Below are 25,543 nucleotides of genomic sequence, written 5' to 3' on the forward strand. Positions count from 1 at the left end.
GGGAAGGGGGATCGCCGCCAGCATCGCGATGATCAGACAACAGCGTGGGGAATGCCGGTGAAGAGGGCGCGTACGGCGTGCCAACGATGGGAATCTGGCTGGACGGACCCGCCGCAGGACCGAACGGTCCTCCCCGGCGTCACGCGCCTCGGCTGTTCGGCCGGGCGCCTCGGGCACAACCGCACCGATCCATCGGCCGACCGGTCGCCGAATGCCCGAATCGAGTACGCAACGCCAAAGTGGAATTAGTCGACGGCGGCGGACAATCGCTTATAGATCCTGGTCAGACGCGGTCGCTTCGCCCCGGACGTTCGCTGTCGCGTCGCCGCGCGGTCATGTCGCGCGCCTACCGTCCCGTCGTTGCATCCATTCTTCAGAAGGGCACGACATGAAGCGCAAGGTTGCCCTTGCCTGCGTGGCGGCCGCCAGTGCGGTCGCGCTCGGCGTGGCGGGGACCGCGGCGGCTCACTCGGCGGGGAACAAGGACTACGACGGGTTCATCAAGCAGTCCCACCGCCAGCCGAAGAACGTCATCCTGTTCATCGGCGACGGCATGGGCACGCAGGAGATCACGGCCGCCCGCTACTACCAGGGCGTGGCCAACAAGCTCAACGTGGACCGGATGCCGTTCACCGGCTTCGACACCACGTGGTCGGTGAAGCCGAACGCGGCCGAGCCGTACCTGCCCGACTACGACCCGGACTCGGCGTCGACCGGCACCATGTGGGCGACCGGCCAGAAGACGATCGACGAGCGGATCTCGCAGGGCCCCAGCAGCGCGCTGAACGTCCCGGGCGCCAACCTGACGACGGTGCTGGAGCTCGCCCAGCGCCGGGGCATGAAGGTCGGCGACGTGTCGACCGCCGAGATCACCGACGCCACCCCGGCCGTCCTGGCCTCGCACATCTCGCTGCGCGGCTGCCAGGGCCCGGCCGACATGGCCAACTGCGCGCTGGAGACCAAGGCCGCCGGCGGGCTGGGCTCCATCGCCGAGCAGGAGATCGACCACAAGATCGATGTCATGCTGGGCGGCGGCCGCAACCGGTTCGCGCAGACCATCCCGGGCGGCCCTGACGCGGGCAAGACGCTCGTCCAGGTCGCGCAGGAGCGTGGATACCAGTACGTGACCGACGCCGCCGGCCTCGCCGGCGTCGCCGACAGCAAGAAGCCGGTGCTCGGCCTGTTCGCCGGCGGCAACATGTCGCTGGAGTGGAGCGGCCCGACCGCGGCGCTGGGCAAGGGCAACACCCCGGTCGCGTGCACCGAGGACGTGCGCCCGGCCAACGAGCCGAGCCTGGCCGACCTGACCGGCAAGGCCATCTCGCTGCTGGAGAACAAGAAGGGCTTCTTCCTCCAGGTCGAGGGTGCCTCCATCGACAAGCAGGACCACGCCACCAACGCCTGCGGCCAGCTGGGCGAGACCGTCGCCTTCGACCGCGCCATCGGCGTCGCGCTGGACTACCAGCGCACCCACCCCGACACCCTGATCGTGGTGACCGCCGACCACTCGCACACCAGCCAGATCGTGAGCGAGGACGCCTCCGGCTCCGGCCTGCCGACCGGCTACTCCACCAACGTGGTGACCAAGGACGGCCAGACCCTGACCCTGACCTACGGCACGGCCGGCTTCGGCGGCGCGGGCGCGGCCCCGGTCACCGCCCCGGCGAGCCAGCAGCACACCGGCGCGGTCGTCCCCGTATGGGCGATCGGCCCGCGCGGGCTCGGCGTGCTCGGCACCAACGACCACACGGACCTGTTCCACGTCCTGCTCGGCTGACCTGACCCCGGGCCGGACCACTCTTGCCGGGTGGTCCGGCCCGGCCCTTTCCACTCAGGGGCGGGCCGGGATGCGCACGCGCGCCGCCCTCTCGTAGCGCCACGCCGGATACTCCACCGCCGGGGGCAGGTCGTCGCCGTCGGCGGTGCCCGGCTCGGCACCGGCCTCGACCAGCGCGGCGATGAGGTCCCCAGCCCGGCGGGCCGCCGCCAGATGCAGTGCCGTGACGCCGTGCCGGTCCCGGCCGCCCACCGCGAGCCCGGCCGCCAGCAGCCGGGGCAGCAGCCGCACGCCGTCCAGCCGCGCCAGGTAGTGGAGCAGGTTCCGGCCGTTGCCGTCGGCCACCGCCGGGTCGAATCCGGCGTCGAGCATCGCGACCACCACGTCGGTATGACCCGCGAACGCGTACTCGAACAGCGGTTGCCGGATCCGGTGCAGCTCGCCCGGCAGCCGCCCCTGGCCGCTGCGCCAGGTGCGCAGCACGGTCACGCAGCCCGGGACCGGGCCGCCGAGCGCGGCCAGCGCCGACTCCCGGCGGATCTCGTCATCGGTATGGTCCAGCAGGGCCAGCCGCCCGTCGGCCACCTGCACCCGGTGCCAACCCCTCCCGCACCGCACCCGCACCGCGGGCCAGTCCCACGTGTACTCGGCCCGGGGCTGGACCTCGCCGGGATAGAGCGCCTCGAACACCAGCGGGTGCAGGTCGGCCAGGTCCAGCGCGCCGGAGGCGAACGCTTCGAGGTCGCCACGGGCCTGCTCACGGCCTGACAGGTACGCCTCCCGGCGCTCGTCCACCGCGTCGGCCCGCCAGCACCACACCGGCAGCGCCTGCCACGACGACGGCAACCGGTCGGGCGTGGTGACGGCGAGATACGCGCCCACGCCCTCACTCTTCGACACCGGACCGGTCAGCGCCAGCACCGGCCCGTCGGGCAGCGGCACCGGCCGCCGGGGGATGCTCAGAAACGCGGCGCTCTCGCCGGTCAGGACCACGGTCGCATAGCTGTTCCAACCGCGATAGTCCGACCGCAGGTACTGCTGCATCAGATCGGGTGCCAGCTGGGCCAGGCTCTCCGCCAGCTCTCGCGCCGCCGCCTCGCCCCAGGACGCCTCGACCAGGGCCAGGTCCACGACCGGCCGCAGCCCGACCGCGAGGCAGGCGCCCTCCCAGTCCCCCGCCAGGCGAGCAGCCGTGCAGGCCGCGATCACCGATGTGGCCGGGCGCAGGGGTTGCGGACGCGGTCCGGTACGACGACGCGACGTGGCCATGGGCTCGACTGCCTCCCGCACAAAGGGAGCAGGACCGGCCGGATTCGCACCGGCGTCCTCCGCATTGAAGTGCGGCGCGACGACTACTGCGCTACGGCCCCGCTCGACCGGCAGTGTAATGCGGCCTGCGGGGCGGGTGGGGCCGACCGCCACGGCGGGCGGCCGGCCCGCGACGCGACTACTTGGAGTCGGCCAGGTCGGCGATCGCGCGGGCAGCGCGGAAGTACGGGCTGCGGCCCAGCTCGCCGATCGTCTTGACGCCCAGGGCGTCCTTGATGTGCTCAGCGGCACGCTCGCTCACACCGGCGAGCGCGGCGACCGGCGCGTTGACGAGCTCCTCCAGGCTCTTGTCCTGGTACTCCTTGTCCAGCAGCTTGGCGAGATCGGCGGAAACCGGCATGGCCACTCCTTCGGCATCGGTGGTCCGGCACGGCGCCGGACGTACGCCCAGATCCTTTCACTTCCACCGCAGGCGATCCGGGGCGGGCCGGAGTGGACGGAGCAATCCGCAGCTCACCGACCATTCCCGTCAGAGTCCATTTAGTACTGTGAACCGGGCCCGCCGTGTCAGGAGGCGAGTGCGGCGGTGACCTCGGTCCGGGAGGTGACGCCCAGCTTGCGCAGGATGCTGGAGACGTGGACGGCCGCGGTCTTGGGCGAGATGTACAGGCGGCGGGCCAGTTCCGCATTGGTGAGGCCGTCGGCGACCAGCAGCGCCACCTCGCGTTCGCGGGTGGTGAGCGCGGCGGCACCGGTGACCGCCGTCCGGCCGTCTGCGGGGGCCAGTCCGAGCTGCGCCTGCAACTGGGCGAGCTGCACGGTGCGCCAGCCGGTCCAGCGGCGCAGCAGCTCGGCGGCGTGTTCGACGCCGCCGGCCGCCTCGGCGTCGCGGCCCAGCGCCAGCAGGCATCGGGCCACGCCCAGGTGGGCGGTGCCGCGCACGGCCGGGGCCAGCAGGGGTGATCCGGCGACCGAGCGGTAGCCGTCCAGCGCCGCCGCGGTCTGCCCGCAGACCTCGGCGAGCTGCGCCTCCACCAGCGCCCGCCAGTGGTCCCAGACCTGCCCGTCGAGCAGCTCACCGGCAAGCAGGCGCAGCCGCTCCCGCGGCAGTCCGGCGTACAGCGCCGCTGACAGCAGGTCGTGGGCCTGCTCGCCGCTGCGCCACGCCTGAGCGCGCAGCCCTTCCAGCACCGGGCCGAGCAGTTCCTGAGCCCGGTCGACGTCGCCGCCGCGGCACGCCAGGTGGAATTCGAGGCAGAGCAGCACCATCGGGTCGAGCTTCTCGACTTCGGCCAGATCGGACAGCAGGCGGCGGACCCGGTCCAGCGCCCCGGACTCCAGGCACAATCCGGCGAGGAACACCGCGTGGAAGTCGGCGCGGCGGCCCGAGTGGCGGTAGCCGCGGTCGCGGGCGCGCCCGTCGTCGAGCGCCCCGATCGCGGCCTGCAGGTCGCCCTCACGCATCGCCAGCCGGGCCCGGCCCTGGTAGTACGCCGCGACCGACAGCGCCTCGAACCCCGCCCGCTCGGCGTCGCCGCGCATCCGCTCCAGCAGCTCGGCCTGCTCGGTCAGCGAGGACGCCTGCGGCATCTGCAGCAGCCGGTTCAGCGCCCGCGCCGCCAGCACCCACTCGCCGAGCTTCTCCGCCTCGTCGACCAGGCCCGCCAGGATCGCGCGCCCCTCCGCCGACCGGTCGGAGTTCCCGGTCAGCACGATGCCCTTCTCCACCAGCGCGGCCAGCCGGATCTGCGGCAGGTCGAACTGGGCTGCCAGCGCCAGCGCCCGGTCCGCCCAGGCCAGCGCCTCTTCGTCGTAGTCGCGCAGCATCGCCGACTGCGCCACGGCCGTCATCGCCCGCGCCTTGTCGGCACCCGGCGGCAGCTGCGCGATGAGCTGCTCGATGTCGGCGGTGACCCGCTCCATCCACGCCTCGTCCCCGGCCTCCCACGCCAGCCGGATCAGCAGGTAGAGCGCGTCGGCCCGGTCGGCAGGGCCGTCGGCCAGATCACGCCAGCGCTGGCCGTAGCAGGCGGCGTCGTCCAGCAGCCCGGCCAGCCACGCGGCGCGGGCCGCGGCCGACAGCAGCGCCAGATCCTCCGGCTCCTCCGCCATGCCCATCTCCGCCAATTGCAGCGCCTGGTACGCCGAACCGATGGCCAGGTAGAGCTGGGCGCCCCGGCGGGCCGCACCGACCATGTCGGCGTAGCGGCCGGCGGCCTGCGCGTGATGGGCGATCAGCGCCGGGTCGGCGTCCCCACCCGCCAGCAGCGCCTCCAGCGCGCTCTCGTGCAGGCGGCGGCGCTGGCGGCCCAGCATCTGCCCGGTGATGGCCTCGCGGACCAGCGCATGCCGGAAGCTGAACTCGTCCTCGCCCGCCTCCACCAGCACGCCGCGCACCACCAGCTCGCGCAGCACGCCGATCAGCTCGTCCTCGCCCGCCCCGGTGACCGTCGCCAGCAGGTCGAACGGCGCCCGGCGGCCCAGCACCGCGGCCGCCTCCACCACCCGCTGCGACGCCGGGTCGAGGCTGGTCACCTGGCGGCGCAGCACCTCGGCCAGGCTCCACGGCAGCGGCTGCGCCACCAGCGACTCCAGGTCGCCCGGCGCGCACGAGCCGAGCAGCTCCTCCAGGAAGAACGGGTTGCCGCCGGTGCGGTGGTACAGCGCGGCGGCGGTGCGGTATGACACCGGCCGCCCGGTGACGGTCGCCAGCAGCGCCGCGGTCTCCGCCTCGGTCAGCCGCTCCAGCCGCAGGTGCGCCACGGCGTGGCGGCGTTCCATCCGCTCCAGCAGCGACGCCAGCGGGTGCCGGTTGCTCACCTCGTCCGGCCGGTACGTCCCGACGAGCACGCGCGGTCCGTCGGCGTCGGCGAGGCGCTCGAACAGCGCGGCGCTCTCCGAGTCGGCCCAGTGCAGGTCCTCGAACACGACCACCGACGGCGACTCGCCGACCAGGTCCGCGACCAGGGCCAGGCCGCTGTGCAGCCGCTCGACCGGGCTGCGCTGCGGGTCGGTCACCGCGGACAGCCGGTCGGCGTCCACGCTCACGCCGTCCGCGTCGAGCGCGTCCAGCAGCAGCTCGTACGGCCGGGCCAGCGAGTCGGGCTCGGCGTGGCCGAGCAGCACCACGGCCTGGTCGGGCAGTGTGGCCAGCAGCTCGCGGACCAGCCTCGTCTTGCCGATGCCGGGCTCGCCGCCGACGAAGACCACGGCCGGGCGCCGCGCCGCCACCAGCTGGGTCAGCCGGCGCAGTTCGCGGTCACGCCCGATCATCGCCGAGCTCACGGCACCTCGCTGGCTTCCCACGCGCGACAGCGTACCGGCGCGTCCGGACAGCTCCGGTGCCCTTTTCCGGCCGCCGGGCCTGTGTGCTCGCTCTCATCGGCCCGAGCGGCGGTCACCGGACCGCCCCGTCCATCGACGACCGCCCGCCGTGTCCGAATGGGAGCGGGGCCGATCCGCGCGGCCCGCCGGACCCCGGATACGAACAGGCCCGGGGCCGTGTGGCGGCTCCCGGGCCTGTTGCGGTGGTGCTCATCGCGTCGTGCGGTCTTGGCGGCGGCGCTTGTGGCCGTGCCGGTGCACTCTCGCCGCCAGCCGCTCCTTCGCGGCCTCGTCGACGAGCTCTCGGTGGTGCAGCTTCGCGAGCTCGAAGTTCAGCTCGGGCAACTCGAACATCCCAGACTCCTAAGTCCGTGACAGTGTGTTTCTCTGACGTCCTCAATACTGGTCTGCCGAGCGGCTTTCCCCATCCGCAGCAGCGGCGTATCTTCCCTGGCCGCGACGTACCTAGGCGGGTGCGTACCGGTGTCTAGGTATGCCTACGCGGCGTGACGGCCACCACGTGCGCGACGGCGTACCACACACCGGTTCCGGATTGCCGGGACGGGTGCCCGGACGCCCTCACCTCGGGGCGGGCTCGTACCGGTGGAAGTGGAGGAACATGTCCACGCCGGTGGTGATGAGGCCCTCGGTGACCTGCTCCGGCAGCGACGCGCCGTAAGCGCTGTGGATCAGATGCGGGTAGAGCACGAGGGAGTAGAGCTGGATCACGGCGAGGTCGATGTCGGGCATCCGCAGCCGCCCCTGGGCCACCAGCCGCTCGAACGTCGCCACCAGGGCCGGCCGGGCCCGGTCGGGGCCGTTCTGCCGCCAGGCCTGACCGAGCTGGGGAAAGCGGCGCACCTCGCTGACGACCAGGTGGCGCAGGGCGAGCATGTCCGGCCGGGTCATCGCGGCGACCCAGGAGCGCGCGGTCCAGACCAGGCTCTCGCGCAGGTCGTCGGAGCTGTCCAGGCGTGCCTGGGTGCCGGCGACCGCCTCGTCGAGCGCCTGTTCCAGCGCGTCGCCGATGACGGCCTGGAACAGGCCTTCCTTGCTGCCGAAGTGGTTGTAGACGGTGACCTTGGAAACCCCGGCCTGGTTGGCGATCAGGTCGATCCCGGCGTCGAAGCCGTGCTGGACGAAGGCGTCGCGGGCCGCGCGCACGATCGCCTGGCGCTTGCGTTCGGCCCGCTCACCTGCTGGTACGCGGGGGGCCGGGGGCTGGGTCATGGCTGGATGCTAGCAGAGTTGAACTGAACCGTTGAGTTCATATGAACTGAACTGTATGGTTCAGTTCATGCACAGTGAGTTCGCGTCCTATCACGAGCACAACGTCACGTACTGCCTGGAGCGCATCACGGCGCCCACGGCCGGCTGGAAGACCCTTGTCGCACAGGCCTCAGCGGTGACAGACGCCAGCCCGCAGCAGGTCTGGCGGGTGTGGAGCGACCTGTCGGGATGGCCGGGCTGGTCGCCGCTGCACACGGCGACGGCGTGGGCCGGCACCCCCGGCTTCGCCGTAGGCGCGCGCTTCGACCAGACCCTGGCGCTGGGCTTCCCCGTCGGCACCAAGACCGAGCAGGCCACCCTCGCCGAACTCGAACCCGGGTCCCGGGCCGCCTGGGCCGGCGACTCCGGCGGCGTCAGGAGCTGCCACTCGTGGCAGTTCACCCCGACGGCCTCCGGCGGGACGCACATCAGCAACGTCGAGGCGCTCACCGGTACGGCGGTCGGCCTGGTGCGCCCGCTGGTCGCACGGCGCTGGAACAGCATGTTCCAGGGCGCCGTCGACGGCCTCGTCCGCACCGCCACCGCCTGAGACACGGCTGCGGGTGCCGGCCGGATCGCGCAGAGTCCGGCCGGCACCACGCGGTCATGCCACAGCCTGCGCCTGCTTCACCACCGGCCGAAGCCCGTCGCGGCCGGTGCCGCCACCGGTCCGCTCCCCCGCCCGGCCGCGCGGCCGCAGCCCGAACCAGACGGCGGCCGCGCTGACCAGCGTCACGACCACATCCACGCTCAGCGCGAGGTGGATACCGGCCAGGCCCTCGCGCTGCGTCGCGGCGATCGCGCCCAGGACGGGGACCCCGATGGTGATGGCCACCAGCTGGGTCATCGAGGTCAGGCCGGTGGCCAACCCCTGCTCCTCGTTCGGCAGGCCCGAGGTTCCGGTCACCGTGTAGGCCACGATGGCGCTGACATGGCCGAAGAACCCGATGAACAGGGCGGGGACCAGGACCGCGAGCGCCATCCGGTCGGCACCGGCGAACACCAGCGGGAGGGTCGCCAGACCCTGCACGGCCAGGCCCACGGTGAGGACCTTGCGGCTGCCGAAACGCCCGATGGACCGTCCGGCCAGCACCCCGGCGGCCACCGAGGCCAGGCCCGGCACTCCGAAGACCAGACCGGTGACCAGCGGGGAGAAGCCGAGGACATTCTGAAGGTAGAACGTCAGCAGGAAGATCATGCCGGGCTCCATCGTGAAGATCACGAGTCCGGCGTAGTTGCCCCATTTCACCGTGGGCCGGCTGAGGATGCGCACCGAGGCCAGCGGCGCGGGCGAGCGCAGCTCGATCATCCAGAACGCCGCCAGCAGCAGCACACCGGCGACGGCCGCCGGGACGTTCTGCTCGATGACCGCGTAGATCACGGCCAGCAGGCCGCCGGTCACGGTCACCGCGCCCGGCAGGTCCAGCCTCACCCGGTCGGGCATGACGCTCTCCCTGATCAGGATCGGGGCCACCAGCAGGATCGCCACCGCCACCGGGACGTTGAGGAAGAACGCGGCCCGCCAGCCCAGCAGGCTGACCAGGGTGCCGCCGGCCAGCGCGCCGACGGTGAAACCGCCCGAGAGCAGCGCGCCGTTGAGACCGAGCACGCGCTCGCGCGCACCGCCCTCGGCGAACGTGCTCGTGAGCAGGGACAACGAGGCGGGGATGGCCATCGCGGTGGCGAAGCCCTGCAGCACGCGGGCGGTCAGCAGCGTCTCGGGGCCGGTGGCGAACCCGCCCAGCAGCGAGGCCCCGGTGAGCAGGACCATCCCGGCCAGGAACATCCGGCGGCGGCCGAACAGGTCCGCCATCCGGCCGAACAGCAGGGTGAAGCCGACCGCGGGCAGCGCGTACGCGGAGACGATCCAGGGGAGGTCGGCCGCCGCCAGCCCGACGCCGGCCGCGACGTCGGGCAGCGCGACATTCAGGATCGAGAAGTCGACCGACAGCATGAACCCGGCACCGAGCAGGACGAACAGGATCAGCCGCTGCCGGGTGCCGAACGATGCGGACGGTTGTGGATCGGTGGTCATGCGGATTCCTTCGTTCGATGAGCCTGTCTGCGGGCGCAGGGCAGCACGCCGTCCGGCTGAGCCGGACGGCGTGTCTCTGCGGGTTGTCGGGATCTCGTACCGATCCCAGGAGATGGCGGCTGATGCCGCCGGTCAGGGAGAATCCTGCTCCGGCGTCTCGGCGGCCTGCTTGATGTTCGCCAACCGCCGGTCCCAGGCGGACGCGAGCGCGGTCATCCACCGCGCGGTCGCGTTCAGCGCCACCGACCGCACCGCGTATCGCACCTCGCGGCCGACCCTGTTTCCGGACACCAGCCCGGCCGTCTCCAGGACGGTGAGGTGCTTGACCACCGCCTGGCGCGAGACGGGAAGCTCTTCGGCGAGCGTCGTCGCGGTGGCCTCGCCCCGGGCGGCGAGGAGATCGAGCAGCTGGCGCCGGGTCGGGTCGGCCAGTGCGGCCAGGACGCTGTCCACGGGCTCGGCGTCGGGGCCCTCCTGCGTCACACGGACGCCTCTTCGGCGCGCTTGCGCAGGTCGGCGAGGACCTGCGGCCAGCCGTCAGTGTTGTTCTTCATCGCCTGGCCGCGCACCTGCTCGGATGCGGCCAGCGACGCGAACCCGCTCTCGACGACGCGCAGGCGCGTCTTGTCGCCCTCCGGGATCAGCGTGAACTCCACCAGCGTGCTGTTGTCCTCGCCCAGCTCCTCGCCGGGGAAGGCGCTGGCCCAGCGGTAGGCCAGGTAGGTCGGTGCCTCGACCTTCTCCACCCGCACCGGGAACTCGCCGTACTCGGAGTTCTTGGCCACCATCGACTCGCCCTCGCGGGCCACGGTGCCGGGCAGGCTCGCCGCGTCGGCCACCCAGAACCCGGGCTGGGCCACCAGCGACCAGACCCGCTCCAGGGACGCCTCGATCAGGGTCTCGCGCTCGATTCGGTCGTCACTCATCAGGTACTCCTCGGGTCATCGCTACCATCGTGCAACCCTATGGTTGCACATGGCCGACGGGAGGTGCAACCCAAAGGTTGCACCTCGATCCGGAAGTCCGTCTCAGCCGTACGGATCAGTCGGTGAGAAGGTTCGTCAGGCGGCCGGCGAACAGCTGCGCCTCGATGTCGCTCACCTCGTTGCCCAGCTCGTGGACGAGCATCTGCTTGGTGCACAGCACCCTGTCCTGCTCCCGGACCTCGGCCCTGGGGATCACCACGACCTCGTCGTCGACCACGGCCAGGACCGGATCGACGTCCCGGGACCTCGCGAGCACCCGCACCTCGTTCGCCGTCACCGTAGTCATGTATTCACGTTACCGACGGTTCACCGCCAAACAGGTACAAATACCTGTACCTCGTGGTCCCGCCTCTGACCTGCCGCATTCGGCCGGCAGAAATCGAAGCAGCCCGCCGGCGGGGATCGCCGACGGGCTGCCGACCGCGTCTGCGGCGGAGGTCTGACCGGATCAGGTGGCCGGTGTCCACAGGCGGGCGTTGCGGAAGACGGTCTCCCCCACGCCGGACGCGCCGCTCGGCGCCGCGCCGCCGTCGGTGAGCACGCTCACGGTTCCGCTGGTCAGCGTCTTGTCGGTGACCGACTTCAGCTTCTTGCCGTCGAAGTACACGGTCAGCACGTCGCCGACCGCCGTGACGGCGAGCTTGTGCGCGGCCTTCACGTCCGGCTCCGGCACGTTGACGTCGAGCAGGTCCTCCGGGCCGTGGTTCTTGCCGTCGATCCCGTAGTTCAGCCAGATGTGCCCGCTGCGCCCCACCTCGACGTAGTAGCCGGTGCCGCCGCCGTTGCAGCGGAAGAGCAGCCCGGCGACCCGGGCCGTGCCGAACTCGAACTCCACCTCGTACGTGAAGTCGGAGGCCGACGTCGAGGAGTGGCACTGGTGGTAGTAGTTCGTCGCCTTGGCGTGCAGGCCCTTGCCGTCGAAGACGCAGGTGCCCGAATTCGGGTCGCCGTTGGACCAGATCCCGCTGTCACTGGTCAGCGCGTCGTTCATGGCCAGCCGGGAGTGCTCCGGCAGGTAGGGGTTGACTACCGCGTCAACGACAGGGGACAGCTCAGGCGATGGAGACGGCAACGGGGACGGCGACGGGGACGGAGATGGGGTGGGAGACGGCGGCGGAGTGGGACCGCCATTCACGTTGAAGATCCAACCAAACACCGCCGTCGCGAAGGCGACCACGACACCGCTGACGATCAGCGTTCGGAGGGTGTGGTCCTTCGTTGGCTTGTCCGTGCTGTCCTTGTCTGGCTTGCCGGTGTTGCCCTCTTCTGCCATCACGCGACTCCCGTCAACGGCACCCCGTGGTGCACACACGGAATGTATGAGTCGCGATCGCACGATGTGATCGGCCGATCAGCCGCACGATCCGGGCCTGCGGTTGCTCGGACCGCCGAAATCGCGATGGGCACGTCGCCCGATCCTCTGCCGCCGCCCGTCGATGAGACGGACGGCGGCAGCGGGACCTTCAGCGATGGACGATCAGTTGTCGGTGACGGTCAGTTGCAGCGGGCCGTTGGGCATAGGCTGCCCGAACGGGCCGTACGCCGACCGCAGGCGGCTCTCGTCGTACAGCTCGAAGCCGTACGTGTAGACGCCGGGGGCGATGTCGTAGGGCAGGTAACCGTAGATGGTCATGTACCCGTCGGCGTCGACGCCGTTGCCGCCGAACTGCTGGGCGACCGTGTTGCCCGCGGTGTCGTACAGGTAGAGCGAGTAGCCGTTCGCCGGTGCCAGCGGCGCGACGACCTTCACCTTCACCACCGGCCACAGGCTGCCCGCCTGGCTGCGGGCGACCGTGGTCGGCGTCAGGGTCGCCTCGGTCGCCGTCGGCGGGGTCGTGTTGGGCAGCTGCCGGATCCGCAGCCCCGTGGCCGGAGCCTCGTACGCGGCGCCGTAGACGGCCACCCGGCCGGCGCCGTCCTTGACGACCAGGCCGTTGAGGTCGCACCACGGCGTACCGTGGGTGAACCGCACCGGGATCGTCACGACCCCGGCCGAGCTCACCGTCGGCGTGGTGGTCGTCTGGGTGCAGCCCCAGTTGATGAAGTCGGCGACGACCTCGGTCACGCCGCCCTGCGCCCCGCTGACGGTGAAGCTCAGCGTGGTGATCGTGTCCCCGGCCCAGTTGTTGACCGGGTTCGGCGTCGCGGTGAAGCCGGTCGCCCGCACCGTCTCGTTCGAGGTGACGGTGACGGCGGGGGTCTCCGGGGTGGTCAGCGTGGTGCTGTTGCCGACGTTGTCGACCAGGGTGAGCCCGGTGACGGTCCACCGGCCCGACGCCGTACCCGCCGGGAACCTCACCTCGATGCCGCAGTTGGTGTAGTTCACGTCGCCGCCGGTGTACGGCCCGCAGCGCGGGTCGCGCACGAACCAGGCCGACTCGAAGGCGGTGTCGAGCTTCTGCCCGCCCGGACCGGTCAGCCGCAGCGTGCCCTTCCAGAAGCCCGCCTGCGTGTCCTGTAGCGACGCGTAGTAGCGCAGGTAGCCGACCTGGTCCTTGACGTAGACGTACGGCCGCTCGTTGTTGATCGGCTCCTGGTAGAACTGGGTGAAGCTCGGCGCCGTCGAGTCGGCCAGGGTGGTGGCCTTCAGCGTCGCCGCGCCCAGCGCGGTGCCGGTGACCGTCGTGGAGTGACCGAGCTCGTCGGAGAGGGCGACCTCCGCGACCGCCCACAGCGCCTGCTTGGTCCTGCCGAACTTCGGCACCACGAAGTCGTACTGGTACGTCGACTCCTGCGGCGTGCCCGACAGCCAGCGGGCCTTGGTGTACCACTGCTCGTTGTAGCGGAAGTCGACCTCGTAGAGCTGGCCGAGCCGCTTGCCGGCGCTGTCGACCATGTACAGCTTGAGCAGGCCGTTGAGGTCCGTGGCTGCGGTGTCGGTGTTGCGGACCGTCCACTTCAGCGCGACCACGGCGTCGCCGTTGCGGGCGTCGACGTGGTTGGCGGCGAAGTTGATGGATCTGAGGCAGAGCGGGTTGCCTGCCTGCGCTGACGCGGGCGCGGCGATGCCAACGACCGCGACCGATGTCGCGACCGCCAGGACGCATGCCGCCCGGCGAATCCACATTGATGACATACGATCGTGTATAACAACCGCCCGCAAACGCGGCGAGCGAGTTTCACCATTCCTTCACAGGTCAGGCGACATCTCCGTTGCCGACCGTCGATACTTTCAGGCAGAGCCGTCGATCCGTTAAGCCCAACCGGCGCACGTGGCAGTCATCGTCGCTTCGCCCCGGATGGCCAAAGGACTCGCACCGGCACGCCGAGCACGCGGGCGCGGACGACGACGTCGGCGGTGCCGCCATTGCCGGCGGGGTCGGAGCCGTCCCAGATCGCGATGAGCAGGTCTGCGCCGCGAAGGAGTTCCTCAGCGCCCGCGGTCCACGCCTGCGCTGGTGTGGGGTAGAGCGGGAGGTGATCCACCGCGGCGGCTCGAGCCAGGAGGGCGGCGAAGGGTTCCTGGTCGAAGTGGCGGTGCTCGGGTTGAACGGCGATGGCCTCAAGCCGTCCGCCGAGGTCGAGCACGGCGTGGGCGAAAAGCTGGTCGGGTCCGTCTGCCAGCAGGGACACTCCGACGAGTGCCGGGGTGGCGTGCTGGGCCAGTTCGTCGCGTAGCGCCAGGTCGACGAGGGTGAGGGTGTCGACCGGGAGTTTGGTGTGGCCGGTGATGGCGATACGCATCCCGGTCACGTTAACGGGTCGGGCGGATCGAGAGGGGTCATGCCGAGGCGCAGCGCGAGCTGGCGTAGTTCGTCGTGGCCTCCGGCACGTGACTGCCTGCCCTCAGGGTGCCCTTCGGGCGCGGGTGGCTTCGCTGGCGTTCTGGAGGCTCAGGTCCGGTGATGTTCTCGGGCGGATACCAGATGCCCCGCCAGACGGACACACCGAGCGGCCTGCCGAGGGGCACGGTGCCAGGCCGGAAGTCTGTCAGATCTGGATTCTCGACGATCTTCGTCATGGGCGGCACAGGTGTTCCGTACCGGCATCGGACGATCTCCAGGCAGTCATCGAGGTCTCGGCCAGTCACACCCACCACCGGCGGCCAGCCGCGCGGATAGATCCCGGAGATGTCGAAATGAAGCCAATACCTGCACATGTGTCCTGCCGCCTTCCGCCACCGCAGGAGGGTACCGGCAGACATGGAGGGAATCTGTTCGGGCGCAGCCCCGGTTTCGAAGACCGCCCAGAGTCGACCGGGATGCCCGAAACGCTGAGTCGGCGTCGTCGGACAGCTGGCCGCCGAGAGATCGTGGTGTGGGTATCCGATCAGGAGGCCCACCAGCAACATTAGGTACTGGCCGCACCTCGTTGCCGCTACACAGGCGCCCGACGACGCTCATCCGCATGAAGAAACTCTTTATGCTCGTCGTCACGGTTCTGGCAGGCGTCGCGTCCCTGCTCATCGCGGCACCGGCGCAGGCCGCGGGCGCATGCGGGTCCGCGTGCAACTACACGTGGCCCGACGAGACCGCTCCCAACGGCGTCGTGTGCGCCAGCGGCGCCACCACCCCCGTGTCGGCCTACTCCTCATCCCACGGCCTCACGGTGCAGCTGCGCTACAGCCCGACCTGCCGGACGGTCTGGGGGCGCATCTACGGCGGCCTCAACCAGTACTACTACATCCACATGCGGCGCAAGTGGGTGAGCGCCTCCACCGGCGAGGTCACCTACGAGTACTTCACCGCCGACCAGATCGGGCCGCCGAGCAACCGGCCGCACGAGTGGGGCAAGCAGTTCGACGACGCCGGCTACAAGACCGAGGCGTGCGCCTCCACGTCCTGGAGCACATCGGGCATCTTCCTCTGCACCTCCGCGTACTGACCCGAACGGATCGGATCGGGTCGGGTCGGTGTGGCGAGTTCAGGGGCGGTCGCCAAGCAGCGACCGCCCCAACGCCGTCAGCTCGTGCAGCATTGACCCCGCCAACAATTTCGAAGACGCTCGCTAGGTTTGATCTCTAGCGAGCTTCTGACGTGTGTGTACCTGTGGGCGGTACTGGGATTGAACCACTGACCTCTACCGTGTGAACGCGGTCCTGGCCTGTCCCCCGGTATCGCCCGCTGTCAACGCGCACGAGACGCTGCGCTCCTGCCACTGGCTGGAAGCGCTCGGCCCAAGCCGGAGTCAGCAGGTTCGCTGACTTTCTGCTGACTCTCGGCGGGCGCCGGAGCGCTTCGTCCCGAACGCGATCAGTCCTCTTGGCTGAGTTCGTCTTGTGTTGGCTGTTGCTCGTCCGGCCTGCCGTCGGCGTCTTCCAGTGTCGTCGTCTGTTGGCTGTGGCTGGATGGTTCTGCCGCCTGTTCGCTGTCTTGCGGAAGCTTGAGTCCTATCGGCGGCGTGGTCCAGGGGTCGAACTGCGGTGGCGCCTGATAGCTGTTCAGGATAGACAGGTCGACCGTGCCGCCGGAGAATCTCGCCCCGACGAACCCAACCTCACCGCCGGAGAACGTCGCCCCGTCGAACCCGACCGTGCCACCGGAGAACGTCGCTACCTCGAACCCGACCGTGCCGCCGGAGAATCTCGCCCCGAAGAACTCGACCGTGCCACCGGAGAACGTCGCCACGACGAACCTCACCGTGCCGCCGGAAAACTTCGCCCCAACGAACCCGACCTCGCCGCCGGAGAACGTCGCCCTGTCGAACCCGACCGTGCCGCTGGAGAATGTCGCCCCGTCGAACCTGACCTCGCCGCTGGAGAATGTCGCCCCGTCGAACCAGACCGTGCCGCCGGAGAACGTCGCCACGACGAACCTGACCTCGCCGCCGGAGAACGTCGCTACGTCAAACCTCACCGTGCCGCCGGAGAACGTCGCTACGTCGAACCTGACCTCGCCGCCGGAGAACGCTGCCCTGTCGAACCTGACCTCGCCGCCGGAGAACGTCGCCCTGTCGAACCTGACCTCGCCGCCGGAGAACGTCGCCCCGCCGAACCAGACCGTGCCGCCGGAGAACGTCGCCCTGTCGAACCTGACCTCGCCGCCGGAGAACGTCGCCCCGCCGAACCAGACCGTGCCGCCGGAAAACGTCGCCCCGACGAACCCGACCGAACCGCCGGAGAACGCTGCCCCGCCGAACCAGACCGTGCCGCCGGAAAACGTCGCCCCGACGAACCCGACCTCGCCGCCGGAGAATGTGGTGTTGGCAAAGTTGGTGTTGGCGGTGAAGTGGGCGTCGCTGAAGTCGCCACTGTCGAAGGTGGCGCCGGTGAAGTCGAGTTCGTGTCCGCGCCAGCTGAGGGTGTCGGTGTCGGGGTCGGCGCGAAGGTGGTCGCGGATGATGGTGATGATGGTGAGGCGTACTTCTCGTTCGCCTTTGATCCATCCGCCTTCTTCGGCTTTGGGGTCGGGTTGGTAGGGCATGCGTAGGTAGGCGCAGAGGACGTTGATGCAGGTCTGTCGGCCTGCTTGCCAGTCGTCGGCGAGTCCGGCGATGGCGTAGACGCCTGCGAGGCGTACGGCGGCTGATTCGTGGCCGAGTTGGGCGCTGGCGGCGGTGAATCGTTCGTTGAACAGCCTGGTGTCGTCTCGGCTGCTGGCCTCGATGGCGCGTTGGTTGGCCTCATCGGCCCAGCGGTGTGCGTCCTCGGCGATGCGCTGCTTGCGGTAGGCCACGACCAGGGCGACGACGCCGCCGAGTCCGCCGGTGATGATGAGGGCGATCTGGACCATGTTCAGCTGGTCCTGCGTGGTCAACTGCGTCGTCGTCGGTGCGGGGCCGGTCGGGTTGGTGGAGACCGGCGGGACACCTACGCCGAGGGAAGGCGACCCCAGCCCGAGCCAGAGAAGTACGCCGGTACCGCTGAGGACGACGATCGCAGAGAGGATCACGGCGGCCAACGCCAGGGGGAACCTCACCAGTTCGGCGGGCTTGCCTGTGACGGCGCTCTTCATCCATCGAGGATTCACATCGTCTGTTGTACCCAGCCCGTGCATCCTGGCGGATCGGCCGTGAGTGCGTTCACCGTGACCTATCGGACGCTACGCGTCGGGCTGTGGCGAGTGGTGATCTCCTTGCGGCGGCAGTCTTGACCAGACCACAGTGCCGGCGGGTGGCGTAGCGGAGCGGAGCTGCCCGCCGGCACTGTGGTACTGCCCTTGTGGTGACGGCGTAAGGAGATCACCACCCCAACCACCCCTCCCCAACCATCTTCCCGCCGCCGTTCCGGGTGCATCTCTGAAGCGGTGGTCGGGGTTCGGGGCGGAGCCCTGAGGTCTGAGATAGCTGTGGTGTTCGGGTGTGGCGGCGTCGCGGGAGGCGCGGTCTGGTCCACGGCGGTGTTCCGTGATGGTTCTTGGGATCCTGGGCTGTCTCGTCGGCTGGCGCCCGTGTCCCCCGCGCGGGCCGGAGGCAGAGCGCGGGGGGACGCGGTGCGCCGGGCCGCGTCAGCGGCCCTTGATCCCATAGAGATTAATTCGGCAATCAAACGCCCTTGGCCGAAACAGCGCTGCATCGCGACAACGGCAGAGCGCGACGACCCAGAGCGTCGTCAGCCATCAGGCGGCCTGCAACCATGCCCCTCAGCCGTGCCATCCGAGATCACGGACTAGCGGCTACTTACCGCGGCTTTCCTCCGCTGGATGAGGAACACTCCTGCCAGCACCAGCGCGGTTCCCGACACCATCCCCACGGTGACCGTTTCGTCGAGGACAAGTGCACCCAACGCAACTGCGACGACGGGCAAAAGGTAGGTGACCGCGGACGCGGCTGTCGGTCCCTCATCTGCGATCAGCCGGTAGTTCAGGACGTAGGCAGCTCCTGTGCCCAGCGCGCCCAGGATTGCGACGCTGATGACCGCATCGGCGCGCCAGGTCACCGGCTGCGTGCCGAACACTAGCAGCGCGATCGCGAGAAGCACCGTCGCGGCGCCGAGTTGGCTCGCAGAGAGCATCAGCGGTGGCATACCCCGGCCTGCCAGGTATTTGCCCATGTAGACGTAGCTCACCCCGTAACAGGCCGAGGCGGCGAGACAGGCCAGTCCTCCCGCGCTGGCGATCTCGCTGGCGGACTGCCAGGGCGAGAAGATGAGCACGGTGCCGAGGAATCCGACCACAATGCCGATCACGCGGGCGGGTGTGACGGCCCGGTCCGTGGCGGCAAGGTAAGCAACGCCGAAGGTCCATAGGGGCGTCGTTGCGTTGAGTACGCCCGCGACGTTGGATGCGACGGTCTGCTCACCGATCCCGAACAGCACGTACGGCACGGCGTTGGCGATTAGCGCGGCGACGAACAGATGTCCCCAGGTCGCGATCCCCTGTGGCCTGGGCAGTCGTCGGTAGAGCGCAATCGGTGCCAGCACGGCGAACCCGAGCAGCAGTCGAAGGAAGACGAGCTGCACGGGGCTGAAACCTCGCAGTGCGAGCTTGATCCACAGGAAGCTCGACCCCCATAGCAGGGCCAGCAGCGCCAGCCGTGCGACGTTTGCCCTGCGCACGCTCAGTCCTCGATCGGCATGTGGTAGTCCAGGCCGGTCAGGTCGGCCCGCATGACGAACCGGGTGACCTCGAACGGCTTGATGTCCTGGTCGAAGCTGGTGTGCAGTACGACGATGACCGGCACGCCGGGTGGCATCATCAGGCCCGACGCTTCGGCGGGTGTCGGCATCCGGGAGCTGATCTCCTCGCGGCTGCGGGTAATGGACCGGCCGAGATCCTCGAAGCGGGCGTAGATGCTGCCGCGCCCCAGGGTCTTCTCCGTGGCCAGCGGCGAACCGAGGACGATCGGCACCGGGATGTAGGTGACCCCGATCTGAACCGGCTCACCGTCTGCGAAGTACCAGTTCTCGCGCCGGACTACGAGGTCGGTCGCCGGGTCGAGGTCCAGCCGTTCCGCGACATCGGCGGGCGGGGGGACCTGCGTGACGGACCGACATTCGGTGCTCGGGATCCGGCCCTGCTTCATTACCTCGATCCGGAACGGCGACAGTCCGCTCTTGTCTCGCGCCCGCTTGGAGTAGCGGTCGGCGCCGGATCTGACCAGCGGCCTGCGCTGGCGGACGAAGACGCCCTTGCCGTGGCGAGCCGCCGCGAGGCCTTCGGACTGGAGGATCGCCAGCGCTTCGCGCGCTGTGTTGCGCGCCGTCTGGTAGGTCGCCGCCAGCTCACGCTCAGAGGGCAACTGTTCACCAGGCGCGTACACACCGCTTTCGATCTTGTCCCGCAGCTCGTCTGCGATACGCCTGCTCGGTGGCCGCCGATCCTCGCCGCGATCAGTCATGGCCTTTCCAACCTGCTCGTAGGGGTGTCGTCTCTACGCTACCCCAACTGGCTTGAGCCACCTATTGACGGGCTGCATCCATCGATGCAAACTGGCTTAAGCCAGATGTGGCTCAAGCCAGTTGATGTCGAGTGAGCACGGGATGGTCAAGGCCGTCGCGACGAGCCCACCAGAAGATCACGATGCGCAGGAAGGGCATGCGATGGGGACCCCGATCGCAGAACGCGAGTTCGAGCGGTATGCCGAGGCTCAGGCAGCACGTGGCGCTTACCTGCTTCTGGTCCACCGCCGTGAGGCCACCGGATGCTGCCGCCGCTGCGGTCGAGTGCATCCATGCGAATTCCGCCTGCGCGGAGCGCAACTGCTGGCGCATTTCGCGGACTGGCAAGCGGTCGAACCCGCTCTGGTCCGGCCGTATCTGGCCGGTTGAGACTCCCCGCCGACACCGGCGGGGCACAGCGGGCGCGTACGGTCCCTGGCTCGCAACTAGCGGTCCCGTACGCGCCCGCCCCTCGAACCGGTCAGACCGACGCCCCGGACGTCGAGCACGTCTCGATGAACTCCGGTTCTAGGACCTTCGCCGAGCGGGCGTCCGATCACGGTCCACGGCCGAATCGGGCGGTCGTCGATCTGAGCTGGTGACCCTGACGGCGGCCGCCTACCCGGCGGGTTGGTCAGTGACGCCCCACTGCGCCAGCGGGCGACCGTCGGCACGCCACTGGTGCAGCCCGGCAGAGATCTTCGGCCAGCCGTCCGGAGCGTCCTCCCACGCCTCCTGACGTCCGAACACGGTCCGGTCCAGCAGGCTGTAGGACCAGAAGCCCGCCTCGGTGCCGCGGTCGGTCGTCCAGTAGGTCTCGTAGACGCGGCCGTGATCGTCGCGCACGTAGCAGCCGAGCCAGCCGAAATCCCGGCCGGCCAGCAGTCCGTCGCCCGCGTCACGCGCCGAAAACCAGGGCGCGGTATAGCCCATGAAGTCTGCGTACGGTCGGCTCTCCTCGTAGGTGCCCTCACAGAAGTAGGCCAACGTCACGTCGCGTGCATGCAGGTGCGCCAGCGGGCCCTGGACCTGGGATGCGAAGTAGGTGCAGCCGATGCACTGCCTTTCGGCCGGCTGGCCGTCATGCCACATGTGGAAGTAGCCGACGAGCATCCGTCGCCCCTCGAAGACGTCCAGAAACGGAACCTCGCCCTTCGCGCCGACCACGGTGACGGACCCGGGAATCTCGATCATCGGTAGCTGGCGGCGTTCTGCGGCGATCGCGTCGCCCGCGCGGGTGTGCGCCTTCTCCTTGACAAGGAGACTGGCGCGGGCGGCTTCGTACTCGTCGCGGCTGGTGACAGTCGGCAGCGCGGAGACCGCCAGCGGCACGGTAGGTAGGTGGCGCACATTCGCTCCTTCTCTTCGATAGCACCTGACGCCATACGCTCGGTCAGGCTTAACCAACCTAGTCCGGTGCATACATCGCGCAGTGCCGCTCGGCTGGCCACGACATGATCGCTCTCGACTATCGCGCACCGGGTGAGCCGGCCATGGTCCACGTAGATCAGGACTGGGATTACGCCGTCCGCGGGCCGTCCCCTAGACGGTCCCACCGGCCGCTGCTGAATCTGCTCCCGTAGCAGTGACACCTGGAGTTCGTCTGGTACCTGCGTGGCAGGTGCGCCGTTGAGGCCCCAAGTAGCGAACACTGGCAGCCGGGCGCCGGGCACAACATGATGCCTCCGTCTGCGCTGTCACCCGCCGTAAACTGTGCTCATGATCGAGCCGTCATGCGAGGTCCGCACTTGTGCCGGCGATCAGCCTGCGCGTTGATGAAGGCTTCTGGCCTTCGCCTGCTGGGCTCGCCAGGCAACTAACTCTGCCTCGATGTGCGTAAGCTTGTCCCGGCGCTCAAGGATGGCGCTTTCGAGGTGACGCCTTCGATGTGATACCCCCTCCAGCAATCTACTGATCTGACGGGCCTTAGAGTCAAGTTCGTACAAGTCCGAATAGTAGCCGTCTTGATCCCTAACACCAGATGGGCTTTTTAAAAATACATTCCGCTCGTCGCTTACGTGACGTGACTGCATTTCGAGGCGACGCTCGCTATCTTGAAGCGATTCTAGTTCGGCCGAGTGATAGCCGATTTCGTAGCTCATTCGCTCCGCCAACGCCGCTAGATTCTCGATCTCGAGGTCCCCCACGTTCGCGGCAATTGATGCGGGCACCTCAGCTTGGCGGATGGTTGCCTCACTCACTTCTGCATCGAGGAACCTCTTTGCGCTTTTTAAAAACTCCCCTACGTTCAATATGACAAGATGGCAGTTTGCGTACTCACGCGCCTCCTTTACCAATTCCGGTCGTGCAGATACGATCTTCCGGTTGACTTGGCGGAACCAGTCCTCTTTCTCGTCGCCCGTTACGAGCAGGATGTGACTGGCACCGGCTCGTTTGGCGTGTTCAAGAGTCTGTGCCCACACAAAGTAGTCACCATGCGACTGATCCTTGTTGCCGTCGCGGTAGCCGGGAGGCTCGGAGTTCTTTATCCTTCGATCCGCCTCAGCTAGACGCTCGGCGAGATCATCGACGAATGGCTGGCCGATCTTGCCGTTCAACAACGACTCTATTCGATCTAATATTGGGTCCTTGGAGAAGGATCGCACTGGAGTGTGCTTGTCCTGAAGGTCGGACACGACCCTGGATAGCGGCGTAAAAGCATTGGTCAATGCTTCGGTCAAACGCGACTTCTCTTCATCCGACAGCGAGACGCGCTTGAACAGTTCATTGATGCGCTCGCCAAGTTCCTGACTGACTTTCGATTCTGCCTGCCGGATGCTTGCAGCGAGCGCAGCGTAGCCGTTACGGAGATCGCTCATCACGCGTATGCGGTTTCGGTAGAATTCCTCACCAACCTGATGGGGAATGAAGATTCGCTTTTCAAGGCGTTCCAAAGCGCTAAGCAGTTGTTCACTTGCCTCGGTTGTATATCGGTATGCGTTGAAGAGCACGTTGGTATCCACAACTACCGTGCCCAGCGTGAATGAGGTTCGAAGATCGTTGTCGGTTGGGACTAAGTAATGTGCAAACTGATCCCGAAATGCAAGTGGCATGTGCCCTCCTCTGCAAGCGTGTCCATATTAGGGGGTGCGGTGTGCGCTCGACACTAGTTTTGGCCAGGACTGATGATGCGCTCACGACCGACCGAGGAAGCGCCACCCTGATAGCGCGACACGCAAGCAGCACGGCCGGTTCGCGCCGGGCCAAACGTACAGTCAAGCCGAATGTACTCAAAGCGGACGCCGACGCTGAGCGAAGTCCCAGCTCATCGAGCTGGGACTTCAGAAGGGTTAAATCTCCGTATCGCATGGGTAGGCGATACTGGGATCGAAACCAGCCGACTCTTCCGTGTGAACACGGTCCTGGGCTCTCCCCCGGTATCGCCCGCTGTCAACGCGCCTGGAACGCTGTGCTTCCGCAACTGACTGGAAGTGCTCAGGGTAAGCAGGAGCCATCAGGTTCGCTGACTTTCTGCTGACTCTCGACGGGCAACTGGACCCCTCGTCCCGAACGCTTCACCGGCGCCCACCTAGGGCACAGCGTCGCGTTGTGCAATCTGGTCGCGGCTGCGCTGTGGAAGGGCGGCAAACAACGTCCCGATGCGCTTCGGCCGGGAAATCATCTGGTCAACGATGACGTTTACCAGTGCAAAGAGGGATCCGACGAGGTCGGTGCTGTTGTCTATCTGGATCTCTCCTGGATGCACGGCATTGTTGCCCACGACACGAAGTACATCCATGGCCTGCTGGACCTGGGGGTCGAGGCCCTTCTGCACAAGCTTCGCAATCTTGTCGTTGATCTGGCCGGAACCCGGCTCAATGTCATCTACAAGCATCTGGAGGCTGAGCCTTAAAAGCGCTGCCGCGCTTCGCGGTGAAAGTGTGGAAACGTCGCGGGCTTCCTCGTAGATAGCTCGAACGTCGTCAGGCATATCAGCACTAGGCGATACGCCCACCTTCGACAGCGGGAACACCATGCGCCAGCCGTCTGTATTGGTTCGATACCAAACGATGTTCTCGTTGCAGGCCATGCACTGCTGCGTCTGGAAGTACCTGATCGGCGCGAACTTGTGCTCTTCGACTCTCCTGAAAAGAGGAAGATCTTTCATCAGCGCGAACACCCCGCATGCGCTGTGCGGGCACAAGTACTGATCGTTTTCCGGGCTCGGAATCTTCTCCATCGCGCTCTTGGCGGGGACAAAATCTGTCACGTGCGATATGGTCCCACCTCAGCGCCTTACACGCGCGAGATTATGCTGGTCGTGACGTGAGTTCTAGCCGCCTGGCCGGGAGAGAGAGCCGACAGGACGATTCGTGGCGAGTGGTGATCTCCTTGCGGCGGCAGTCTTGACCAGACCGCAGCCGCCGGCGGGTGGCGGAGCGGAGCGGAGCTGCCCGCCGGCGGGTGTGGTACTGCCCTTGTGGTGACGGCGTAAGGAGATCACCACCCCTACCCCCACTCTTCCCACCTTCTTCCCGCAGCTGTGCCGGGTGCATCTCTGAAGCGGTGGCCGGGGTTCGGGGCGGAGCCCTGAGGTCTGTGGTTGCTGTGGTGTTCGGGCGTGGCGGCGTCGCGGGAGGCGCGGTCTGGTCCACGGTGGTGTTCCGACATGGCTCTTGGGGTTCAAGGCGAACATGGCGGCTGGCGCCCGCGTCCCCCGCGCGGGCCGCAGGCAGAGCGCGGGGGGACGCGGTGCGCCGGGCCGCGTCAGCGGCCCTTGATCCTTCAGAGATCAATTCGGCAAATCTCAAGGGTTTGGCTTGCGCGAAGCTGCTGAGTCTTCGGTGATGCGGCGCCCCAACTTGCCGACTTAGTCACCCAGATACCAAGAGAGGGCACATCCATCAATAGGATGTGCCCTCTGATCTGGTGGGCGATACTGGGATCGAACCAGTGACCTCTTCCGTGTGAAGGAAGCGCGCTCCCGCTGCGCCAATCGCCCGCAACGAGATGGAACTCTACAGCATGTCCAGCCTGGCTCGCATCTCGGTACCTCCTCGGCGCGTCGCGCCGACCAGAACCCGCACAAAACAGGTCGAGGTGCTCTCGCGAGCACCTCGTCCGGTCTTTGGTGACGGTCGGTGACCGCCGGGGTGGTGGGGTCGAGTTGGTTCAGCGCCCGGCCAGCAGCCGGTTGACGGCGGCGTCGACGTCGAGGTGGTCGGTCTCGCGGCCGCGCGGTACGACGACGTACGTGCGGCGCAGGAACCGGACGAGGACGCTGCGGGGGACCTCGAAGAGCGCGTTGCCGTCGGGCGACGACAGGGCGAGCGCGACGAAGTCGCCGCGCGGGGTGGCCCAGGGCCAGACCCGCACATCACCGATGCCGGCCGGCTCGTCGAGTCCGGTGACCAGGAGTTCGCGCGCGAACGACCAGCTCACCGCCTCGCCGCCGGCGGATTCGGCGTGGAAGAGCACATGCACCGCGTACGGGTCGACCGGGTCGTAGCGAAGGCTCGCCCGCACCGGCAACGAGGTCGCGTCGGGCGCGACCAGCCGCAGCGATGTCTCGACCTCGACGGTCGTAGGACGGATGGCACTCATGGACGTACTCCCCCCGGCACTGCGGCGGAGCTCAATCGCTCCGCCCCTCCCATACTCAAGGTGACTCTCCCTTATACGCTCCG

23 protein-coding genes and 2 tRNA genes are annotated in these 25,543 nt (G+C 68.4%); 4 read left to right on the forward strand and 21 right to left on the reverse strand.

All coding sequences use genetic code 11. The features are described from left to right. The first annotated feature begins 388 nt into the window (after positions 1–388). Positions 389–1,777 (forward strand): alkaline phosphatase, encoded by a 1,389-nt coding sequence (locus Cs7R123_RS32940; RefSeq protein WP_212832362.1) that lies wholly within the window; start codon positions 389–391, stop codon positions 1,775–1,777. Positions 1,778–1,831: 54 nt separating this feature from the next. On the opposite strand, the gene Cs7R123_RS32945 is transcribed toward Cs7R123_RS32940, so the two are convergent. The 6 genes from Cs7R123_RS32945 to Cs7R123_RS32970 all read right to left on the reverse strand — a co-directional run bounded on the left by Cs7R123_RS32945 (position 1,832) and on the right by Cs7R123_RS32970 (position 7,600). Next, positions 1,832–3,046, reverse strand: coding sequence for an ankyrin repeat domain-containing protein (locus tag Cs7R123_RS32945; protein WP_212832363.1), 1,215 nt, complete (start codon positions 3,044–3,046; stop codon positions 1,832–1,834). 29 nt (positions 3,047–3,075) lie between these two features. Continuing rightward, positions 3,076–3,147 (reverse strand) — tRNA-OTHER (locus Cs7R123_RS32950). 77 nt (positions 3,148–3,224) lie between these two features. After that, entirely contained in the window at positions 3,225–3,446 is a 222-nt protein-coding gene (locus Cs7R123_RS32955; protein WP_212832365.1) for a hypothetical protein, read from the reverse strand. A 167-nt stretch (positions 3,447–3,613) separates the two neighbouring features. Then, positions 3,614–6,352: an AAA family ATPase gene (locus tag Cs7R123_RS32960; RefSeq protein ID WP_244872299.1), complete on the reverse strand. Its 2,739-nt coding sequence runs from the start codon at positions 6,350–6,352 to the stop codon at positions 3,614–3,616. Positions 6,353–6,580: 228 nt separating this feature from the next. Next, on the reverse strand, positions 6,581–6,724 hold the full coding sequence (locus Cs7R123_RS32965) for a hypothetical protein (RefSeq protein ID WP_212832367.1): 144 nt from the start codon (positions 6,722–6,724) through the stop codon (positions 6,581–6,583). Positions 6,725–6,949: 225 nt separating this feature from the next. Further along, positions 6,950–7,600, reverse strand: coding sequence for a TetR/AcrR family transcriptional regulator (locus Cs7R123_RS32970; protein ID WP_212832368.1), 651 nt, complete (start codon positions 7,598–7,600; stop codon positions 6,950–6,952). Positions 7,601–7,667: 67 nt separating this feature from the next. Between Cs7R123_RS32970 and Cs7R123_RS32975 the strand changes: the two genes are divergently transcribed. Beyond that, complete coding sequence (locus tag Cs7R123_RS32975) at positions 7,668–8,189, forward strand: SRPBCC family protein (protein WP_212832369.1); 522 nt, start codon at positions 7,668–7,670, stop codon at positions 8,187–8,189. 54 nt (positions 8,190–8,243) lie between these two features. On the opposite strand, the gene Cs7R123_RS32980 is transcribed toward Cs7R123_RS32975, so the two are convergent. From Cs7R123_RS32980 to Cs7R123_RS33010, 7 genes are all read right to left on the reverse strand, one after another. Then, positions 8,244–9,674 carry an MFS transporter gene (locus tag Cs7R123_RS32980; protein WP_244872300.1) on the reverse strand — a complete coding sequence of 477 codons (1,431 nt, stop codon included), beginning with the start codon at positions 9,672–9,674 and terminating at the stop codon, positions 8,244–8,246. 132 nt (positions 9,675–9,806) lie between these two features. After that, the gene (locus Cs7R123_RS32985; protein ID WP_212832370.1) at positions 9,807–10,157 is read right to left on the reverse strand and encodes a helix-turn-helix transcriptional regulator; all 351 of its coding nucleotides are present in this window, start codon (positions 10,155–10,157) and stop codon (positions 9,807–9,809) included. After that, positions 10,154–10,600: an SRPBCC domain-containing protein gene (locus tag Cs7R123_RS32990; protein WP_212832371.1), complete on the reverse strand. Its 447-nt coding sequence runs from the start codon at positions 10,598–10,600 to the stop codon at positions 10,154–10,156. Before Cs7R123_RS32990 ends, Cs7R123_RS32985 begins: the two co-directional genes overlap by 4 nt. Positions 10,601–10,715: 115 nt before the next feature. Further along, a complete protein-coding gene (locus tag Cs7R123_RS32995) occupies positions 10,716–10,946 on the reverse strand; it encodes a hypothetical protein (RefSeq protein WP_212832372.1) in 231 nt (76 codons plus the stop codon). Positions 10,947–11,108: 162 nt separating this feature from the next. Further along, entirely contained in the window at positions 11,109–11,651 is a 543-nt protein-coding gene (locus Cs7R123_RS33000; protein WP_212832373.1) for a family 16 glycoside hydrolase, read from the reverse strand. A gap of 486 nt (positions 11,652–12,137) precedes the next feature. After that, entirely contained in the window at positions 12,138–13,736 is a 1,599-nt protein-coding gene (locus Cs7R123_RS33005) for a hypothetical protein (protein ID WP_212832374.1), read from the reverse strand. A 143-nt stretch (positions 13,737–13,879) separates the two neighbouring features. Beyond that, the gene (locus tag Cs7R123_RS33010) at positions 13,880–14,344 is read right to left on the reverse strand and encodes a hypothetical protein (protein WP_212832376.1); all 465 of its coding nucleotides are present in this window, start codon (positions 14,342–14,344) and stop codon (positions 13,880–13,882) included. A 663-nt stretch (positions 14,345–15,007) separates the two neighbouring features. Here Cs7R123_RS33010 and Cs7R123_RS33015 point away from each other — a divergent pair. Then, the gene (locus Cs7R123_RS33015) at positions 15,008–15,484 is read left to right on the forward strand and encodes a DUF2690 domain-containing protein (protein WP_212832378.1); all 477 of its coding nucleotides are present in this window, start codon (positions 15,008–15,010) and stop codon (positions 15,482–15,484) included. 368 nt (positions 15,485–15,852) lie between these two features. Here Cs7R123_RS33015 and Cs7R123_RS33020 read toward each other — a convergent pair whose 3' ends face one another. The 3 genes from Cs7R123_RS33020 to Cs7R123_RS33030 form a co-directional block, all read right to left on the reverse strand. Then, the gene (locus tag Cs7R123_RS33020) at positions 15,853–17,553 is read right to left on the reverse strand and encodes a pentapeptide repeat-containing protein (RefSeq protein ID WP_212832380.1); all 1,701 of its coding nucleotides are present in this window, start codon (positions 17,551–17,553) and stop codon (positions 15,853–15,855) included. Between the two features lie 653 nt (positions 17,554–18,206). Continuing rightward, positions 18,207–19,094, reverse strand: coding sequence for a DMT family transporter (locus Cs7R123_RS33025; protein ID WP_212832382.1), 888 nt, complete (start codon positions 19,092–19,094; stop codon positions 18,207–18,209). 2 nt (positions 19,095–19,096) lie between these two features. After that, complete coding sequence (locus Cs7R123_RS33030; RefSeq protein WP_212832384.1) at positions 19,097–19,876, reverse strand: GntR family transcriptional regulator; 780 nt, start codon at positions 19,874–19,876, stop codon at positions 19,097–19,099. Between the two features lie 142 nt (positions 19,877–20,018). Here Cs7R123_RS33030 and Cs7R123_RS33035 point away from each other — a divergent pair, with 142 nt between their 5' ends. Continuing rightward, positions 20,019–20,306, forward strand: coding sequence for a hypothetical protein (locus tag Cs7R123_RS33035; protein WP_212832386.1), 288 nt, complete (start codon positions 20,019–20,021; stop codon positions 20,304–20,306). Between the two features lie 228 nt (positions 20,307–20,534). Here the strand turns inward: Cs7R123_RS33035 and Cs7R123_RS33040 are convergent, their stop codons facing one another. From Cs7R123_RS33040 to Cs7R123_RS33060, 5 genes are all read right to left on the reverse strand, one after another. Continuing rightward, entirely contained in the window at positions 20,535–21,266 is a 732-nt protein-coding gene (locus Cs7R123_RS33040) for a DUF899 family protein (protein ID WP_212832388.1), read from the reverse strand. Positions 21,267–21,676: 410 nt separating this feature from the next. Beyond that, positions 21,677–22,969, reverse strand: coding sequence for a PIN domain-containing protein (locus Cs7R123_RS33045; protein ID WP_212832390.1), 1,293 nt, complete (start codon positions 22,967–22,969; stop codon positions 21,677–21,679). Positions 22,970–23,445: 476 nt separating this feature from the next. After that, positions 23,446–24,126, reverse strand: a complete 681-nt coding sequence (locus Cs7R123_RS33050; protein ID WP_212832391.1) for a DUF4145 domain-containing protein — start codon at positions 24,124–24,126, stop codon at positions 23,446–23,448. A 657-nt stretch (positions 24,127–24,783) separates the two neighbouring features. Further along, positions 24,784–24,858 (reverse strand) — tRNA-Val (locus tag Cs7R123_RS33055). A gap of 170 nt (positions 24,859–25,028) precedes the next feature. Further along, positions 25,029–25,460, reverse strand: a complete 432-nt coding sequence (locus Cs7R123_RS33060; protein WP_120318938.1) for an SsgA family sporulation/cell division regulator — start codon at positions 25,458–25,460, stop codon at positions 25,029–25,031. Positions 25,461–25,543: the final 83 nt, after the last annotated feature.

The organism is Catellatospora sp. TT07R-123 (assembly GCF_018327705.1).
Classification (GTDB): Bacteria; Actinomycetota; Actinomycetes; order Mycobacteriales; family Micromonosporaceae; genus Catellatospora.

Excerpts from the sequence above, each read along its gene's own strand:
- Cs7R123_RS32955 (WP_212832365.1), bottom strand. The coding sequence starts at position 3,446 with ATGCCGGTTTCCGCCGATCTCGCCAAGCTGCTGGACAAGGAGTACCAG.
- Cs7R123_RS33000 (WP_212832373.1), bottom strand. The coding sequence starts at position 11,651 with ATGAACGACGCGCTGACCAGTGACAGCGGGATCTGGTCCAACGGCGAC.
- Cs7R123_RS33035 (WP_212832386.1), top strand. The coding sequence starts at position 20,019 with ATGGTCAAGGCCGTCGCGACGAGCCCACCAGAAGATCACGATGCGCAG.
- Cs7R123_RS32990 (WP_212832371.1), bottom strand. The coding sequence starts at position 10,600 with ATGAGTGACGACCGAATCGAGCGCGAGACCCTGATCGAGGCGTCCCTG.
- Cs7R123_RS33060 (WP_120318938.1), bottom strand. The coding sequence starts at position 25,460 with ATGAGTGCCATCCGTCCTACGACCGTCGAGGTCGAGACATCGCTGCGG.
- Cs7R123_RS32995 (WP_212832372.1), bottom strand. The coding sequence starts at position 10,946 with ATGACTACGGTGACGGCGAACGAGGTGCGGGTGCTCGCGAGGTCCCGG.
- Cs7R123_RS32940 (WP_212832362.1), top strand. The coding sequence starts at position 389 with ATGAAGCGCAAGGTTGCCCTTGCCTGCGTGGCGGCCGCCAGTGCGGTC.
- Cs7R123_RS32965 (WP_212832367.1), bottom strand. The coding sequence starts at position 6,724 with ATGTTCGAGTTGCCCGAGCTGAACTTCGAGCTCGCGAAGCTGCACCAC.
- Cs7R123_RS33030 (WP_212832384.1), bottom strand. The coding sequence starts at position 19,876 with ATGACTGATCGCGGCGAGGATCGGCGGCCACCGAGCAGGCGTATCGCA.
- Cs7R123_RS33045 (WP_212832390.1), bottom strand. The coding sequence starts at position 22,969 with ATGCCACTTGCATTTCGGGATCAGTTTGCACATTACTTAGTCCCAACC.
- Cs7R123_RS33010 (WP_212832376.1), bottom strand. The coding sequence starts at position 14,344 with ATGCGTATCGCCATCACCGGCCACACCAAACTCCCGGTCGACACCCTC.
- Cs7R123_RS32970 (WP_212832368.1), bottom strand. The coding sequence starts at position 7,600 with ATGACCCAGCCCCCGGCCCCCCGCGTACCAGCAGGTGAGCGGGCCGAA.
- Cs7R123_RS32975 (WP_212832369.1), top strand. The coding sequence starts at position 7,668 with ATGCACAGTGAGTTCGCGTCCTATCACGAGCACAACGTCACGTACTGC.
- Cs7R123_RS33020 (WP_212832380.1), bottom strand. The coding sequence starts at position 17,553 with ATGAAGAGCGCCGTCACAGGCAAGCCCGCCGAACTGGTGAGGTTCCCC.
- Cs7R123_RS32980 (WP_244872300.1), bottom strand. The coding sequence starts at position 9,674 with ATGACCACCGATCCACAACCGTCCGCATCGTTCGGCACCCGGCAGCGG.
- Cs7R123_RS32945 (WP_212832363.1), bottom strand. The coding sequence starts at position 3,046 with ATGGCCACGTCGCGTCGTCGTACCGGACCGCGTCCGCAACCCCTGCGC.
- Cs7R123_RS33005 (WP_212832374.1), bottom strand. The coding sequence starts at position 13,736 with ATGTCATCAATGTGGATTCGCCGGGCGGCATGCGTCCTGGCGGTCGCG.
- Cs7R123_RS33015 (WP_212832378.1), top strand. The coding sequence starts at position 15,008 with ATGAAGAAACTCTTTATGCTCGTCGTCACGGTTCTGGCAGGCGTCGCG.